Origin of the sequence: Pantoea sp. SJZ147 (genome assembly GCF_007828605.1) — a bacterium.
GTDB classification, from domain to species: domain Bacteria; phylum Pseudomonadota; class Gammaproteobacteria; order Enterobacterales; family Enterobacteriaceae; genus Pantoea; species Pantoea allii.
Window position 1 is genome coordinate 101,647 of record NZ_VIVB01000010.1, and the last position, 13,775, is coordinate 115,421.

Annotated in this window: 12 protein-coding genes; 7 read left to right on the forward strand and 5 right to left on the reverse strand. The window is 54.1% G+C overall.

The window, feature by feature from the left end; genetic code table 11:
• Positions 1–72: 72 nt before the first annotated feature.
• From mnmE to FBY13_RS15440, 3 genes are all read left to right on the forward strand, one after another.
• A complete protein-coding gene (gene mnmE, locus FBY13_RS15430) occupies positions 73–1,437 on the forward strand; it encodes a tRNA uridine-5-carboxymethylaminomethyl(34) synthesis GTPase MnmE (RefSeq protein ID WP_096012580.1) in 1,365 nt (454 codons plus the stop codon).
• Between the two features lie 241 nt (positions 1,438–1,678).
• Complete coding sequence (locus tag FBY13_RS15435; RefSeq protein ID WP_063877833.1) at positions 1,679–2,269, forward strand: malonic semialdehyde reductase; 591 nt, start codon at positions 1,679–1,681, stop codon at positions 2,267–2,269.
• A gap of 183 nt (positions 2,270–2,452) precedes the next feature.
• Positions 2,453–3,196 carry a 4'-phosphopantetheinyl transferase superfamily protein gene (locus FBY13_RS15440; RefSeq protein ID WP_109717961.1) on the forward strand — a complete coding sequence of 248 codons (744 nt, stop codon included), beginning with the start codon at positions 2,453–2,455 and terminating at the stop codon, positions 3,194–3,196.
• A 45-nt stretch (positions 3,197–3,241) separates the two neighbouring features.
• Here FBY13_RS15440 and FBY13_RS15445 read toward each other — a convergent pair whose 3' ends face one another.
• On the reverse strand, positions 3,242–4,555 hold the full coding sequence (locus tag FBY13_RS15445; RefSeq protein ID WP_145394564.1) for an NCS2 family permease: 1,314 nt from the start codon (positions 4,553–4,555) through the stop codon (positions 3,242–3,244).
• Positions 4,556–4,704: 149 nt separating this feature from the next.
• Here FBY13_RS15445 and yieH point away from each other — a divergent pair, with 149 nt between their 5' ends.
• Positions 4,705–5,367 (forward strand): 6-phosphogluconate phosphatase, encoded by a 663-nt coding sequence (yieH, locus tag FBY13_RS15450; RefSeq protein ID WP_063877835.1) that lies wholly within the window; start codon positions 4,705–4,707, stop codon positions 5,365–5,367.
• A 3-nt stretch (positions 5,368–5,370) separates the two neighbouring features.
• Here the strand turns inward: yieH and FBY13_RS15455 are convergent, their stop codons facing one another.
• On the reverse strand, positions 5,371–6,366 hold the full coding sequence (locus FBY13_RS15455; protein WP_063877836.1) for an acyltransferase: 996 nt from the start codon (positions 6,364–6,366) through the stop codon (positions 5,371–5,373).
• 281 nt (positions 6,367–6,647) lie between these two features.
• Between FBY13_RS15455 and glyQ the strand changes: the two genes are divergently transcribed.
• Entirely contained in the window at positions 6,648–7,559 is a 912-nt protein-coding gene (gene glyQ / locus FBY13_RS15460; protein WP_109717925.1) for a glycine--tRNA ligase subunit alpha, read from the forward strand.
• Between the two features lie 9 nt (positions 7,560–7,568).
• A complete protein-coding gene (gene glyS, locus FBY13_RS15465; RefSeq protein WP_145394565.1) occupies positions 7,569–9,638 on the forward strand; it encodes a glycine--tRNA ligase subunit beta in 2,070 nt (689 codons plus the stop codon).
• A 321-nt stretch (positions 9,639–9,959) separates the two neighbouring features.
• Here glyS and FBY13_RS15470 read toward each other — a convergent pair whose 3' ends face one another.
• A complete protein-coding gene (locus FBY13_RS15470; RefSeq protein WP_063877838.1) occupies positions 9,960–10,700 on the reverse strand; it encodes a MipA/OmpV family protein in 741 nt (246 codons plus the stop codon).
• A 622-nt stretch (positions 10,701–11,322) separates the two neighbouring features.
• Here FBY13_RS15470 and FBY13_RS15475 point away from each other — a divergent pair.
• Positions 11,323–11,883 (forward strand): Ail/Lom family outer membrane beta-barrel protein, encoded by a 561-nt coding sequence (locus FBY13_RS15475; RefSeq protein WP_063877839.1) that lies wholly within the window; start codon positions 11,323–11,325, stop codon positions 11,881–11,883.
• 176 nt (positions 11,884–12,059) lie between these two features.
• On the opposite strand, the gene FBY13_RS15480 is transcribed toward FBY13_RS15475, so the two are convergent.
• Together FBY13_RS15480 and fdhE are read right to left on the reverse strand one after the other, a co-directional pair.
• A complete protein-coding gene (locus tag FBY13_RS15480) occupies positions 12,060–12,671 on the reverse strand; it encodes a glutathione S-transferase (RefSeq protein WP_145394566.1) in 612 nt (203 codons plus the stop codon).
• Between the two features lie 39 nt (positions 12,672–12,710).
• A complete protein-coding gene (gene fdhE / locus FBY13_RS15485; RefSeq protein WP_096012915.1) occupies positions 12,711–13,634 on the reverse strand; it encodes a formate dehydrogenase accessory protein FdhE in 924 nt (307 codons plus the stop codon).
• Positions 13,635–13,775: the final 141 nt, after the last annotated feature.

Genomic DNA, 13,775 nt, shown 5'->3' on the forward strand with positions numbered 1-13,775 from the left:
TCCCGCGATAAAAACGGTTATGCTCAGGCGGTCAAAGCGACCGCCTTTGTTTTTTGTAGTGAGAGAGAATTTATGAGCCATAGCGATACCATTGTTGCTCAGGCAACCCCGCCCGGACGCGGCGGCGTTGGCATTTTGCGTATTTCCGGTCCGCGAGCCGCCGAGGTTGCGCAGCAGATATTGGGTAAACTGCCCAAACCGCGTTATGCCGACTATTTATCGTTTAACGATAGTGACGGCAGCGTGCTGGATCAGGGGATCGCGCTATGGTTTCCCGGCCCCCACTCATTCACCGGGGAAGACGTGCTGGAATTGCAGGGGCACGGCGGGCCGGTGATTCTGGATCTGCTGCTGAAACGGATTGTGGCGCTGCCGGGTCTGCGCATTGCCCAACCGGGTGAATTCTCTGAGCGTGCCTTTCTGAACGACAAACTCGATTTAGCGCAGGCAGAAGCCATTGCCGATCTGATTGATGCCAGCTCAGAACAGGCGGCACGATCGGCGGTCAACTCACTGCAGGGCGCATTCTCTGTCCGTATTAATCATCTGGTGGAAGCACTGACTCATCTGCGTATCTATGTTGAGGCGGCGATTGATTTCCCCGATGAGGAGATCGATTTTCTGTCTGACGGTAAAATCGAAGGGCAGTTGAATACGGTCATCAGCGATCTTGATGCCGTGCGTGCCGAAGCCAAACAGGGCAGCCTGTTGCGTGAAGGGATGAAGGTTGTCATTGCCGGTCGGCCGAATGCCGGAAAATCCAGCCTGCTTAATGCGCTTGCCGGACGTGAGGCGGCCATCGTGACCGATATCGCCGGTACGACGCGCGATGTACTGCGTGAGCACATTCATATTGACGGTATGCCGTTGCATATCATTGATACCGCCGGGTTACGTGAAGCCAGCGATGAAGTGGAGCGTATTGGTATTGAACGCGCCTGGCACGAAATCGAACAGGCCGACAGAGTGCTGTTTATGGTCGATGGCACCACTACTCACGCAACCGAACCGGCTGAGATCTGGCCAGATTTTGTCGCACGCTTGCCGCCCCAGTTGCCGATTACCGTGGTGCGCAATAAAGCCGACATCACCGGTGAAACACTGGGCCTGACAGAAGTCGATGGTCATTCGCTTATCAGGCTTTCAGCCAGAACCAGCGAAGGCCTGGACACATTGCGCGACCATCTCAAACAGACCATGGGCTTTGCCGATAATATGGAAGGTGGCTTCCTGGCACGCCGTCGTCATCTGCAGGCACTGGAGCGTGCTGCGACGCATCTGGAACAGGGCAAATCTCAGCTCTTAGGTGCCTGGGCAGGCGAGTTGCTGGCAGAGGAGTTGCGCCTTGCGCAGCAGGCGCTCAGCGAAATTACCGGTGAATTTACCTCGGACGATTTGCTGGGACGCATTTTTTCGAGCTTCTGTATCGGCAAATAATGTACAGCACGTAACCCGTCAGCGGCATGGCAAAAACAGAACGCCGCCGCTCACGGGATAAACCGTAATGTGTTGCTTATTCGTTATTGTGGCGTAGGTTATTATTGTTAAGGATGCTCTGCCCCGCGTTTTTTGCTGTGCATTGACGGTCAAAAAACGCGATAAGACGGGCCGGAATGCATCCAAAAACCTGAACTCACCGTATAGGTTGAATACTGGATGTCTTCCCTGGAGAGTTATAATGACTACATCGCTTGATGATAACGCGCTGAATACCCTTTTTTACCATGCCCGCACTCACAATCACTGGCAGCAAAAACCCGTGGACCCGGCCCTGCTGGAGCAACTCTATCAGCTCGTTGCCCTGGCCCCAACTTCTGCAAACTGCTCGCCGGGACGCTTCGTTTTTGTCACCTCCGCGGAGGGGAAAGAAAAGCTGAAACCGGCGCTGGCGTCAGGCAACCTTGAGAAAACCATGAATGCCCCGGTCACCGTTATTATTGCCTGGGACAGCGAATTTTATCAGCACCTGACGATGCTGTTTCAACATGCCGATGCGCGTAACTGGTTTACCAACACACCGGATTTGGTCAAAGAGACGGCCTTTCGTAACAGTAGCCTGCAGGCAGGATATTTTATTCTGGCAGCGCGCGCGTTGGGGCTGGATGCCGGGCCGATGTCGGGTTTTGATCCGTTAAAAGTGAACGAGGCCTTTTTTGCCGATACGACCTGGCAGGCCAATCTGTTAATTAATTTGGGTTATGGCATCCCGGATAAGCTTCATCCCCGTTTACCCCGTCTGAGCCTTGAGCAGGCGTGCCAGTTCGTCTGACATCCCTGAGCGTTACGGTCGTTTCGTAGCGCCCATCCCTGACGGTTTATGCTGCCTGCCGTGCGGGTGTCAGCCTGATGCTTTTCTGAAAAGCGAAGGGTTTACGGTATGCCGAATGCGGCAGCCAGAAAAAGCGCTTATAATCCTGCTGATGATTATCTGACCATTCTCATGGAGCGACAGATGGCTGGTCATTTTGTTCGTTGGGCAGGCAACCCCGGCCAACGGCTCGTTGACATGACAATGACGCAGGACGTTATCGACAGCGTGCGACACGTGGCGGATAAACGTCGCGAGCGCTTTCTGGCGGCGCGCATTATATTGAAGCAGCTCATGCAACGCGTTTATGGCCTTCATCATCTTCCTCCGATAGTTAACTGCCATAACGGCCGCCCGGCCTTCGTGGACCCCGATCTCCCGGACTTTAATATTGCCTACGCAGGGAATACCGTTGGCGTACTGCTGGCTGAAGAGCGCAGTCAGGTTGGGCTGGAGATTGATATCGTGCGGGCGCACAGTCGTCAGACGCAGGAACAGATGATGCAGGGCTTAAGTTCGGGAGAAATCACCTGGATTAATGCCCAGCAAGACGTGCCTGAGGCGGTGACGCAGATTTGGACGCTACGTCGCAGCGTGATGAAACTCCAGGGGGGAGATGAAACAGGACTGACGTCGCTCCAGCTGCTACCCGGCGCCGGACGCCTCCGTTCAACGCTTCATACCGATCTGCAAATTCTGTGTGATGCCGAGCCCACGCTGGTGTGGTCCTGTGCTTTATCACCTCAGGTACGGCACTTGCACTTATGGGAAATAACCGGCGACGGCCAGTGGTCTGAACTGCGTGATATCACCCTGGACAAGCCGGATGCGGGTACGCAGATGATACGTCTGACGACGCTGAATGGACGCGCGCTGGCCTTATCCTGACCGCTGAGGCCAGTCGCCAGCACGCGCAAAGTCGTTTATCGCCGCTTAGTGTCCGTCGATAAACGCGATTTTAAGCACAAACAGTAATGCGACGATCACCACGCAGGGACTGATTTCACGCCAGCGCCCCGTGCCCAGCTTCATCACACAGTAAGCAATAAAGCCCAGCGCGATGCCTTCGGTGATTGAGAAGCTAAAGGGCATCATTGCTGCCGTAACGAACGCGGGGACGGCTTCCGTCAGATCGTCCCATTTCACCCGCGACAGGCTGGCCGTCATCAGTACGCCAACGTAGATCAGCGCGCCTGCTGCGGCATAAGCCGGAACCATGGCCGCCAGCGGCGACAAAAACGTCACCAGCAGGAACAGAAGACCGGTAACCACTGCCATCAGGCCGGTACGACCGCCTACGGCGACGCCAGAGGTACTTTCAATATAGGCCGTAACGGACGAGGTGCCCGCCAGCGCGCCGGTCACAGAACTTATACTGTCGACATACAGCGCCTGCTTCATCCGCGGAAAAGTACCCTTTTCATCGGCGAGTCCGGCTTTATCGGTAACACCAATGAGCGTACCGGACGAGTCAAACAGATTGACCAGCATAAAAGAGAAGATAATGCCGGCCATGCCAACATTAAATGCACCTGTAATATCGACCTGACCGACCACCGAGGTGATTGAAGGGGGCGCAGAGAATACGCCAACAAACTTAACGTCGCCCAGCATCCAGCCAATCGCCGTGGTGACGATCATCGAAATCAGCACGGCGGCGTGAATATTGCGTGACGCCAGAATGGCGATAATAAAGAAACCCAGTGCGCCCAGCAGGACATGATGTGAGCTGAGATTACCCACAGTGACCAGCGTATCCGGGTTCGCCACAATGATGCCGGCGTTTTTTAGCCCCATCATCGCAATAAATAACCCAATGCCAGCGGTAATGCCGACGCGCAGGCTGAGCGGAATGTTGGCGATCATCCAGTAGCGGACGCGCAGCAGCGTCAGGATCAACAGCCCCAGCGCCCCCCAAAAGATTGCGCCCATTCCTACCTGCCATGAGTAGCCCATGGCCCCCACGACGACGAAAGCAAAAAAGGCATTGAGGCCCATCGCGGGTGCCAGCGCCACCGGCAGGTTAGCGAACAGGCCCATCAGAATGCTGCCAAACGCGGCAATCAGACAGGTCGTCACAAACACCGCCTGGGTATTCATGCCTGCGACACCCAAAATCTGTGGGTTAACAAAGACGATGTAGACCATGGTCAAAAACGTGGTAATGCCTGCGATGACCTCGGTACGAACCGTTGTACCATGTTCCTGCAGCTTAAATACGCGCTGAAAAAGGCCGTGTTTGTTCATGCCATTTATCCAGAAGAAAATTTCACCGGCGCGTATCCTGGCGATTTTGCCCCTGCAATACAATGATTTTTCGCAACCGATTGCCATTATCGCAATTCGACAGGGTTACGTTAAAGTGTAAGGGCACCCACATAAAAGGATTGAGTCAGATGTCAGCAGAATGCGTCTTTTTCGATTGCGATGGTACCCTGGTAGACAGTGAAGTACTGTGCACCCGCGCTTATGTCACCACGTTTGCCCGTTACGGTATTACGCTCTCCCTGCAGGAGATGTTTGAAAAGTATAAAGGGGTAAAACTGTATGACATTATCCGCGATGTCGCGGAATCGCACCGGATAACCTTACCGCTGGAGGAGGTTGAACCTGCCTACCGCAGCGAAGTGGCGCGATTATTTGATCTTGAACTGAAGCCGATCGCCGGGGCGAAGGCGCTGGTGGAGCAGATGAAGGTGCCGGTGTGTGTGGTATCCAACGGCACGGTCAAGAAGATGCAGCACTCGCTGGGCTTGACCGGCATGCTGGACTATTTTGCCGATCATCTTTACAGCGGTTACGACATTGGCCACTGGAAACCCGAGCCAGAACTCATGTTTCACGCCGCCCGGCACATGCAGGTCCCTGTTGAACGCTGTATTTTGGTGGATGACTCTGAAGCGGGCGCGCAGGCCGGTATCGCCGCCGGCATGCCGGTGTTCTATTACTGTGCCGATGCACATAACCCGGCGCTTGATCATCCACTGGTCACGGTGTTCACGGATATGGCCGCGTTGCCCGGGCTATGGCGCGCCCGGGGGTGGAATCTGACAACATAGCCCTCAGGTCACCCAGTGCCGTCTGTCTATCCGACTGAGTATCATCGCCAGGAGTAAACTGCCTGCCAGGGTGACTGTGAACACGGCAGGCAGATCCAGCCAGGGCCGCGTCATATCGTCATAGTGGTTGGTGCGGATGAAATGAATAAACAGCGCGTGAAAACCGTAAATGGGCAGCGAGTAACGTGAAATCGTCGCTAAACCGGGCAAGGTTCGTTGATTAAAGGCATTTTTGAATACCAGCAGGGCGCTGATGGCCGCAATAAAAACCAGCGGTCCGCAGTAGAGATACCAGGTGTCGTTAAACGCACCGTTGACGATTAGCGCCCGTTTGGTGCCAAGCATAATGCCGGTCACGCAGGCCAGGAAAGCCACCGCCGCGAGCGCAGTCACGCCGCGCCTGTCTGTTTCCATGGTTCCGATAGCCCGGCCTAACAGCGCGTAGAGCAGGTAGTAAATACTGTCTCCGCTCATATACAGGTTAATCGGCAACCAGTGGAATCGTCCCCATGACTGATCCATGGTATTGGGATTCGCCAGCACCACCAAAACCAACACCAGCAACGCGACGTAGCGCGGTCGTACGCTTTTTACCTGAATCAGTGGCGACAGCAGGTAAATGCCGATCAGCGCGAAGAAAAACCACAGATGGTAAAACACCGGCTTCTGCAGCATTTTTAAAATCGAGCGTCCTTCACCGATGGGCGTCAGCAGGCTGATATAGACCAGCGAGACGGCACTGTAAAACAGCAGGCACCCCACAAGCCGCCATAAATGACGTGGCTGCGCACTGCGCTCCCCGAAGAACAGGTAGCCGGAAATCATAAAAAACAGCGGCACACAGATGCGCGACGTCGAGTTGAACAGGTTGGCAACGTCCCACCAGTGACCTTTTATCGCCATCGGCCCGGCCAGATACCAGGTGGTAGTGTGAATGACGATGACCATCAGGCAGGCAATCGCCCGCAAATTATCTATCCAGTAAATCTTTTGCGACATGGTTTCCTCTGGCGCAGTGCGTCCCGGTGCAAAGCGTAGCCAGTCGCGTCGCAGTCAACAAGCGCGTTGACAGGGATTCAGAACCCTCTGTGCGCAAGATCGCATGAAAAAAGCCAAACGGCACAGGTTAATTTCGCCGTTCAGCGGCGCTTGGGTGCCGAACGGCGTCCTAAAATCTACGTTCGGGGCTGCACGGCAGGATTTCCGGCTGCACATCGCGCGGTCAAAGGGTATACTGTCGCACTCTTTTTTTATCTAGCCGAACCGCGTGCGAACTCATCATGCAAAAGTTTGATACCAAGACCTTTCAGGGCCTGATCCTGACATTGCAAGATTACTGGGCGCGCCAGGGCTGCACCATTGTTCAGCCACTGGACATGGAAGTGGGCGCTGGTACTTCACACCCAATGACCTGCCTGCGTGCACTTGGCCCGGAGCCGATTGCCGCTGCCTATGTGCAGCCGTCCCGCCGTCCTACCGACGGTCGCTACGGCGAAAACCCGAATCGCTTACAGCACTATTACCAGTTTCAGGTGATCATCAAGCCCTCGCCAGACAACATTCAGGAGCTGTACCTTGGGTCGCTGAAAGCGTTGGGTATGGATCCGACTGTGCACGATATTCGCTTTGTCGAAGACAACTGGGAAAACCCGACGCTGGGCGCCTGGGGACTCGGCTGGGAAGTGTGGCTGAACGGCATGGAAGTGACGCAGTTTACCTATTTCCAGCAGGTCGGCGGCCTGGAGTGCAAACCGGTGACCGGCGAGATCACCTATGGTCTTGAGCGTCTTGCCATGTACATTCAAGGCGTTGACAGCGTTTACGATCTGGTCTGGAGCGACGGTCCGCTAGGCAAAACGACCTACGGCGACGTGTTCCACCAGAACGAAGTCGAGCAGTCTACTTACAACTTCGAATACGCCGATGTGGATTTTCTCTTCACCTGTTTTGAACAGTATGAGAAAGAAGCGCAGCATTTGCTGGCGCTGGAAAAACCGCTGCCACTGCCTGCTTACGAGCGCATCCTGAAAGCCGCGCACAGCTTTAACCTGCTGGACGCGCGTAAAGCGATCTCGGTGACTGAACGTCAGCGCTACATTCTGCGTATCCGCACCCTGACCAAAGCCGTGGCTGAAGCCTATTACGCTTCTCGTGAAGCGCTGGGCTTCCCGATGTGCAATAACAAAAAGTAAGAGGCAGCCATGACTGAGAAAACGTTCCTGGTGGAAATCGGCACCGAAGAGCTGCCACCGAAAGCATTACGTAGCCTGGCGGAAGCCTTCGCGGCGCAGGTTACGGCCGAGCTGGATGCGGCCAATCTGAACCATGGCGAGGTGCTCTGGTTCGCCGCGCCGCGTCGCCTGGCGCTGAAAATCGCGAATCTGAGTGCCGCCCAACCTGACCGTGAAGTTGAAAAGCGCGGGCCTGCAGTAGCCGCAGCGTTTGATGCAGACGGCAACGCGACGAAAGCCGCAGAAGGCTGGGCGCGCGGTAATGGCATTACGGTTGATCAGGCTGAACGCCTGAGCACCGATAAAGGCGAATGGCTGGTTTATCGTGCCCAGGTTAAAGGTGAGGACGCTCAGGCATTACTGCCGGGAATGATTGCCACGGCCCTGAGCAAACTGCCTGTGCCTAAACTGATGCGCTGGGGTAACAGCGACGTGCAGTTTGTGCGTCCGGTGCACACCGTTACCATGCTGCTCGGTGATGAACTGATCCCCGGTACGATTCTGGGCATTCAGTCAGACCGCGTTATTCGTGGTCATCGCTTTATGGGCGAAAGTGAAATCACGCTCGAGAACGCCGATCAGTATCCGGATGTGCTTGAAAAGCGCGGCCAGGTGATTGCCGACTATCAGGTCCGCAAAGCCATGATCAAAGCCGATGCGGAAGCCGCGGCACGTCGTTTAGGCGGCGTAGCCGACCTGAGTGACAGCCTGCTGGAAGAGGTGACGTCGCTGGTGGAATGGCCGGTTGTATTAACTGCCACCTTTGAGGAAAAATTCCTCAAAGTGCCTTCTGAAGCGCTGGTTTACACCATGAAGGGCGATCAGAAATACTTCCCGGTTTATGACGCCGCTGGCAACCTGCTGCCGAACTTCATTTTTGTGACCAACATTGAGTCCAGCGATCCGCAGCAGATCATTTCAGGTAATGAAAAGGTCGTTCGCCCGCGTCTGGCGGATGCCGAATTTTTCTTTAATACCGACCGCAAAAAACGCCTTGAAGATCATCTGCCACGCCTCGACACCGTGCTGTTCCAGAAAGAGCTGGGTTCGCTGCGTGACAAAACTGACCGCATTCAGGCTCTGGCAGGCTGGGTTGCGGCGCAGATGGGGGCGGATGTGAACCACGCGACGCGCGCAGGCTTGCTGTCGAAGTGTGACCTGATGACCAACATGGTGTTTGAGTTTACCGACACGCAAGGCGTGATGGGCATGCACTATGCGCGTCATGACGGCGAAGCCGAAGATGTTGCCGTGGCGCTGAACGAGCAGTATCAGCCGCGATTTGCGGGGGATGATTTGCCCTCCAGCCCGGTAGCCTGCGCACTGGCGATCGCCGATAAGATGGACACCCTGGCCGGTATTTTCGGCATTGGTCAACATCCTAAAGGCGATAAAGATCCCTTTGCACTGCGTCGTGCCGCCCTTGGCGTACTGCGCATTATCGTAGAGAAAAATCTGCCGCTCGATCTGCAAACGCTGACGGAAGAAGCCGTACGCCTGTATGGCAGCAAGCTGAGCAATGCCAATGCGGTTAATGACGTCATCGACTTCATGCTGGGGCGCTTCCGCACCTGGTATCAGGAAGAAGGTCACAGCATTGATACATTGCAGGCGGTACTGGCACGTCGTCCGACCCGTCCGGCAGACTTTGATGCACGCATGAAGGCGGTATCACACTTCCGTACGCTGGATGAGGCTGCCGCACTGGCCGCTGCCAACAAGCGCGTCTCTAATATTCTGGCGAAATCGACCGAACCGCTGAATGACAGCGTGCAGGCGTCATTGTTGAAAGAGAACGAAGAAATCCAGCTGGCCACCTTTGTTACCGCCCTGAGCAGCAAACTGCAGCCTTACTTTGCAGAAGGTCGCTATCAGGATGCGTTAATTGAGCTGGCCCAACTGCGTGAAGCGGTAGACAACTTCTTTGACAAAGTCATGGTGAATGCAGAAGACCAGGCGGTGCGGATTAATCGTCTGACGCTGCTGTCGAAACTGCGCGAACTGTTCCTGCAGGTCGCCGATATTTCACTGCTGCAGTAACCCATGCAGAAGCGCTAAAGAAGGGACGAGAAATCGTCCCTTTTTTTATTCAGTGTGTCCCGTCCTGAATAGCGTTGAGATATTTTAGATTTGAAAAACAGTCGGTCAGGCCTGAATAGCACCACTGCTGCGGCAGGTGATTTTATGCCGTCCGTCTTTTGAACGGGCATCCTTTTCACAAAAGAGTGCAATAGCAGCACATTTTTTCTTTCGTCAGCGTTAAGACGGCCATTTTTATCCGCAACCCGTTTCAGCACGTGTTGCGGAGATCACCGCTTGATGAATCAACCTCGCCCGGCGTTATCGGCCAGATAGCCCGCCTTAAAAGGTCCAGGTCACACCGGAAGAGAGCGTCCAGTAATACTGTTGATCCGTCATCGGACTGTCGCGAAGTGCGCCAGTGAGGAAGGTCACTTTGGGTTGCAGATAAATATGCAAAGGCGTAACAGGATGCCAGTCAAATGCCAAAGCAAGCCACGGCGTAACGCCCTGATGGTTCCAGGAAGATAATCCGCTGCGGGCAGATTCCTGTGCGTTCACACCATAGTAATAGCTTGCCTGTTGCTTATTAAGCCAGTCAACGCCGACCTGTGGATAAACATCTAGCTGCATGAAAGAGACTTGTCCCGCCCATGCGACCGTCCCCAGCACTCCCCGGCTTTCATTCAGCGTATCGGCAGACAGTTCGGTTCTGAAGGCACCCACAGGCGTTATTTTCTGGTAGCTAATGCCGCCCATCATGGTGCTGTGGCGAATACGTAACTGCCGCAGCGCCGAATCAGATGACTGACCGGGATCGAATTCGTTATCCAGATACCACCAGCGCGCTTTGAATTGTGTGGTGTCATCCTTGATGAAATACGCACCGACTTCGGTGCCATCAATGTAGACATGATTGTTGTCATAGCCCACATAAGGCAGGCCTGAATATTGGGTTTTGTACTGGTGATAAGGCGTAAAGTTCGCTTCGCCCTGTGCACCCAGGGTCAGCCCCTCAGCCCAGGCGTGCGTGATATTACCGACCAGGAGGCAACACAATGCCGTTCTGAAGAGTGATTGCATGATAGATATTTATCCGGTTTTCGTCTGCCTGAGGCGATGGACTGTCAGGTCTCACAGTCCGTAAAAGGAATGCGCGTAAATAACAACATTCAGCCTGCTTGATGTCGCCTTTTTCCCCTGGTTTGCGGCCTGCGCGTGCCGTTCAGGCTCAGGAAAAGGCGATGGCAAAAGATATATCGGACTCGATGCCGCAATGCAAGATATGGCGATACTTATTGTCACGGGGTCATCGTCCGCTTATTTTCGCCATTACGGGTCATTCACGGGCTGCGGTGACTCAACATCAACCTGTTCTCAATCAGTTCTGATTTAAGCGACTATTACCCTTTCGTTTATTGTGGGAATGTCGTGTTTTTTGTTAAGGTCCCGCTCCGCCAGATAGCCGTTAATTACCGTTACTTTGCCGTGAGTTAATCACGCCTTTTGTTATCTGTAGTAAAGCTGGAAAAACGATGTCTGGCGTAAATAGCCTGTTTTATTTCGAATGAAAAAGGGCTGAATACTATCGGGCTCACAGCATTTTTCTTGAAAGGATCACGCTGTCAGTCGCAGAGAATGAACAGGACGCGCGCGTCTGTATAGAGACTACAGGCAGCCTGCCTTGTTATATCAGGACAGTTTTATGAAGAAGATTATTATTTCCACTCTTTTCCTCGCCTTACTGAGTGATGCGGTGCCAGCACTGGCGACGCAAACCCTGTCAGTAGGCTATGCGCAGAGTAAAGCGGAAGATTTTAAAAATATGCCCGGTGTAAATCTGCAATATCGCTATGAGTGGGATTCACCGGTTAGCGTGCTTGCTTCTTTCACCACGCTGGAGAACAGTGAAGACAGCAACCGTTCTTTTTTCTCGCTAAATACGTCCGATCATGTCAGCGCAGAATATTATTCTTTGCTGGCGGGCCCGGCATATCGCCTGAATAACATGGTGAGTCTTTACGCGCTTGCGGGTTTTTCCCATACCGCCATGCGCCGTCATTATAACGGTTATGATAATCAGGGAATGCCTCAGCATATTGATTTTTCAGACAGCACTAATGCGTTTGCTTACGGTGCCGGCATTATCATTAATCCGGTTGATTATCTGTCTGTTACGCTGGGTTATGAAGGTTCCCGAACCCGGGTTGAAGATGAGCCGCGCGCAGTTAATGGTATTAACATCGGTGTGGGTTACCGTTTCTGATTACACCTTTAGTCCGACGGCCAGCACTGCAAGCCAGCTGTGCATCGCATCATGCGCGAACTGCACCTTATGCCATTCAGAAGACGGGTAATGCAGAAAATGCGCACTGTGTAATCCTTTCGAAACAGGCTGTCAGCCCTGCTAGCGGCATCAGGGCTGATCATCTGCCTCGCCCATCAGGATGTGGGTGGCGCAGTACGGGCGAAACTTTCGCGCTGAAACAGATTTTCTGCCAGTTTGACTAAGGCCGGACGTTCAACACACCAGTTTGGCACGACGCGACGAAAATTCAGATAGCCAATCATGCAGCCCGTGGCAATATCTGCCAGGTTAAGCGTGCCATTGTTAATCCATTTTCCTTCCGTCACGTAGCCTTCCAGGCTGTCCAGCCCACGCTGAATCTTCTCGCGATGGCGCAGCAAAACCTCTTCTGACTGCATATCGCCAGGCCGCAACTGCTCACGCACAATCACCAGCGCCGCATCACTGATGCCATCAGCCAGCTTCTCTAACTGACGAACCTTCAGTGACTCAAGTGGGTCACCCGGCAGCAGAGCAGGAACCTGACTGCGCTGTTCCAGGTACTCAGCAATGATGCTGGAATCAAACCAGGTCTGCCGATCCTCAGTGACCAGCGCAGGGACTTTCCCTAACGGATTGTATTGCGGAACATGGCTGTCGTCGCTGTAGGGCGAAGCATTGACGAATTCAAACATCATGCCTTTTTCCAGCATAATGATGGAGATCTTTCGTACAAAAGGGCTGGTATAGCTGCCAATCAGTTTCATTGCGTGACTCCGGTTGAGCGGGGTTTCTTCAGCAAAAAACTATTCACCGGGAAACATAAAGGGATTCAGACTGCTTCGTGCAAAGCCTTCCTGCTCCATGCGGGCATCCAGCACCAATGAGGCGAGATCGTCCGCAACGGGTTCCATTGCCGGGTTCTTCTCCTGATACAACATTTTCAGGTAGCTACCGCAATCACCACAGCTTTCAGCTTTAACCGCCGCATGTTCACTGTCCAGCGACCAGTAGTGAAGATCGCGGGATTGCTCACAGTTGGTGCATTTGCTCCGCACCACGTACCACTCACTTTCGCACAGGTTGCAATGCAGGTAACGCGCCCCTTCATGTGAGCCCATGTGCACCATGCTGGCAACCGGCATGCTGTTGCACACCGGGCAGAACTGGCGCTGGTTGCCCATCTCAGCCTGAGCTTTGCCGGGAATCAAGGCCGCCATTTGTGCCCAGTAGATCGACAGTGCAGCCCAGATAAAAGGTGCTTTGTCACTGCTGACCTGAGCATATTCGCCCGCAAAGAGCGCGCTGGCCATCGTTTCCAGCTCAGTGGCAGAGGCTTTTTCCAGGTTCTCCAGTACCGCCAGTGCCTGGCCGCTCATCTCGGGCTTGAGCTCGGCAATCAGCGAATGCAGCAGGCGGTGCCAGTGTGTGTCCCGCGGTAAGGTATGAATATCCAGTGGCGGCTTAGCTGCCTGATTGCTTTGCACCAGACGCGCGTGCAGATTCATCTGCAGGGGATGGTCGTACAGGACAATTTCCTGTGCCTGTGCTATCACCGCGGCAAAGCGTAAATAATCCCCAAGGGGATTTTTAGCAGCCAGGTCGCGCAGTCGCGCAGCACGACGGCTATATAAATTTTTCAGCCGGGGAAAAAGTAACGGCGGAATCGTCTCCGCTGGGTTTTTTTCGCTCTTCTCCAACTGATCTTGCGGGATAATGCGGATGCTCATAGAGGGCATTTTCCTGTTTTGTTGGCTGATTACGCTACTCACGACACCAGCAAGAATAGGGTTCTCGGTACTCACGCGCGCCATATTGACGTGCGCGCTCTCGCCCGTTTGCTCTTTCTGTTCTCGCAGCTTGTCACGCCG

Bases quoted from the DNA above. Each gene is read 5' to 3' on its own strand.
- mnmE (WP_096012580.1), top strand. From the start codon at position 73: ATGAGCCATAGCGATACCATTGTTGCTCAGGCAACCCCGCCCGGACGC.
- FBY13_RS15435 (WP_063877833.1), top strand. From the start codon at position 1,679: ATGACTACATCGCTTGATGATAACGCGCTGAATACCCTTTTTTACCAT.
- FBY13_RS15440 (WP_109717961.1), top strand. From the start codon at position 2,453: ATGGCTGGTCATTTTGTTCGTTGGGCAGGCAACCCCGGCCAACGGCTC.
- FBY13_RS15445 (WP_145394564.1), bottom strand. From the start codon at position 4,555: ATGAACAAACACGGCCTTTTTCAGCGCGTATTTAAGCTGCAGGAACAT.
- yieH (WP_063877835.1), top strand. From the start codon at position 4,705: ATGTCAGCAGAATGCGTCTTTTTCGATTGCGATGGTACCCTGGTAGAC.
- FBY13_RS15455 (WP_063877836.1), bottom strand. From the start codon at position 6,366: ATGTCGCAAAAGATTTACTGGATAGATAATTTGCGGGCGATTGCCTGC.
- glyQ (WP_109717925.1), top strand. From the start codon at position 6,648: ATGCAAAAGTTTGATACCAAGACCTTTCAGGGCCTGATCCTGACATTG.
- glyS (WP_145394565.1), top strand. From the start codon at position 7,569: ATGACTGAGAAAACGTTCCTGGTGGAAATCGGCACCGAAGAGCTGCCA.
- FBY13_RS15470 (WP_063877838.1), bottom strand. From the start codon at position 10,700: ATGCAATCACTCTTCAGAACGGCATTGTGTTGCCTCCTGGTCGGTAAT.
- FBY13_RS15475 (WP_063877839.1), top strand. From the start codon at position 11,323: ATGAAGAAGATTATTATTTCCACTCTTTTCCTCGCCTTACTGAGTGAT.
- FBY13_RS15480 (WP_145394566.1), bottom strand. From the start codon at position 12,671: ATGAAACTGATTGGCAGCTATACCAGCCCTTTTGTACGAAAGATCTCC.
- fdhE (WP_096012915.1), bottom strand. From the start codon at position 13,634: ATGAGCATCCGCATTATCCCGCAAGATCAGTTGGAGAAGAGCGAAAAA.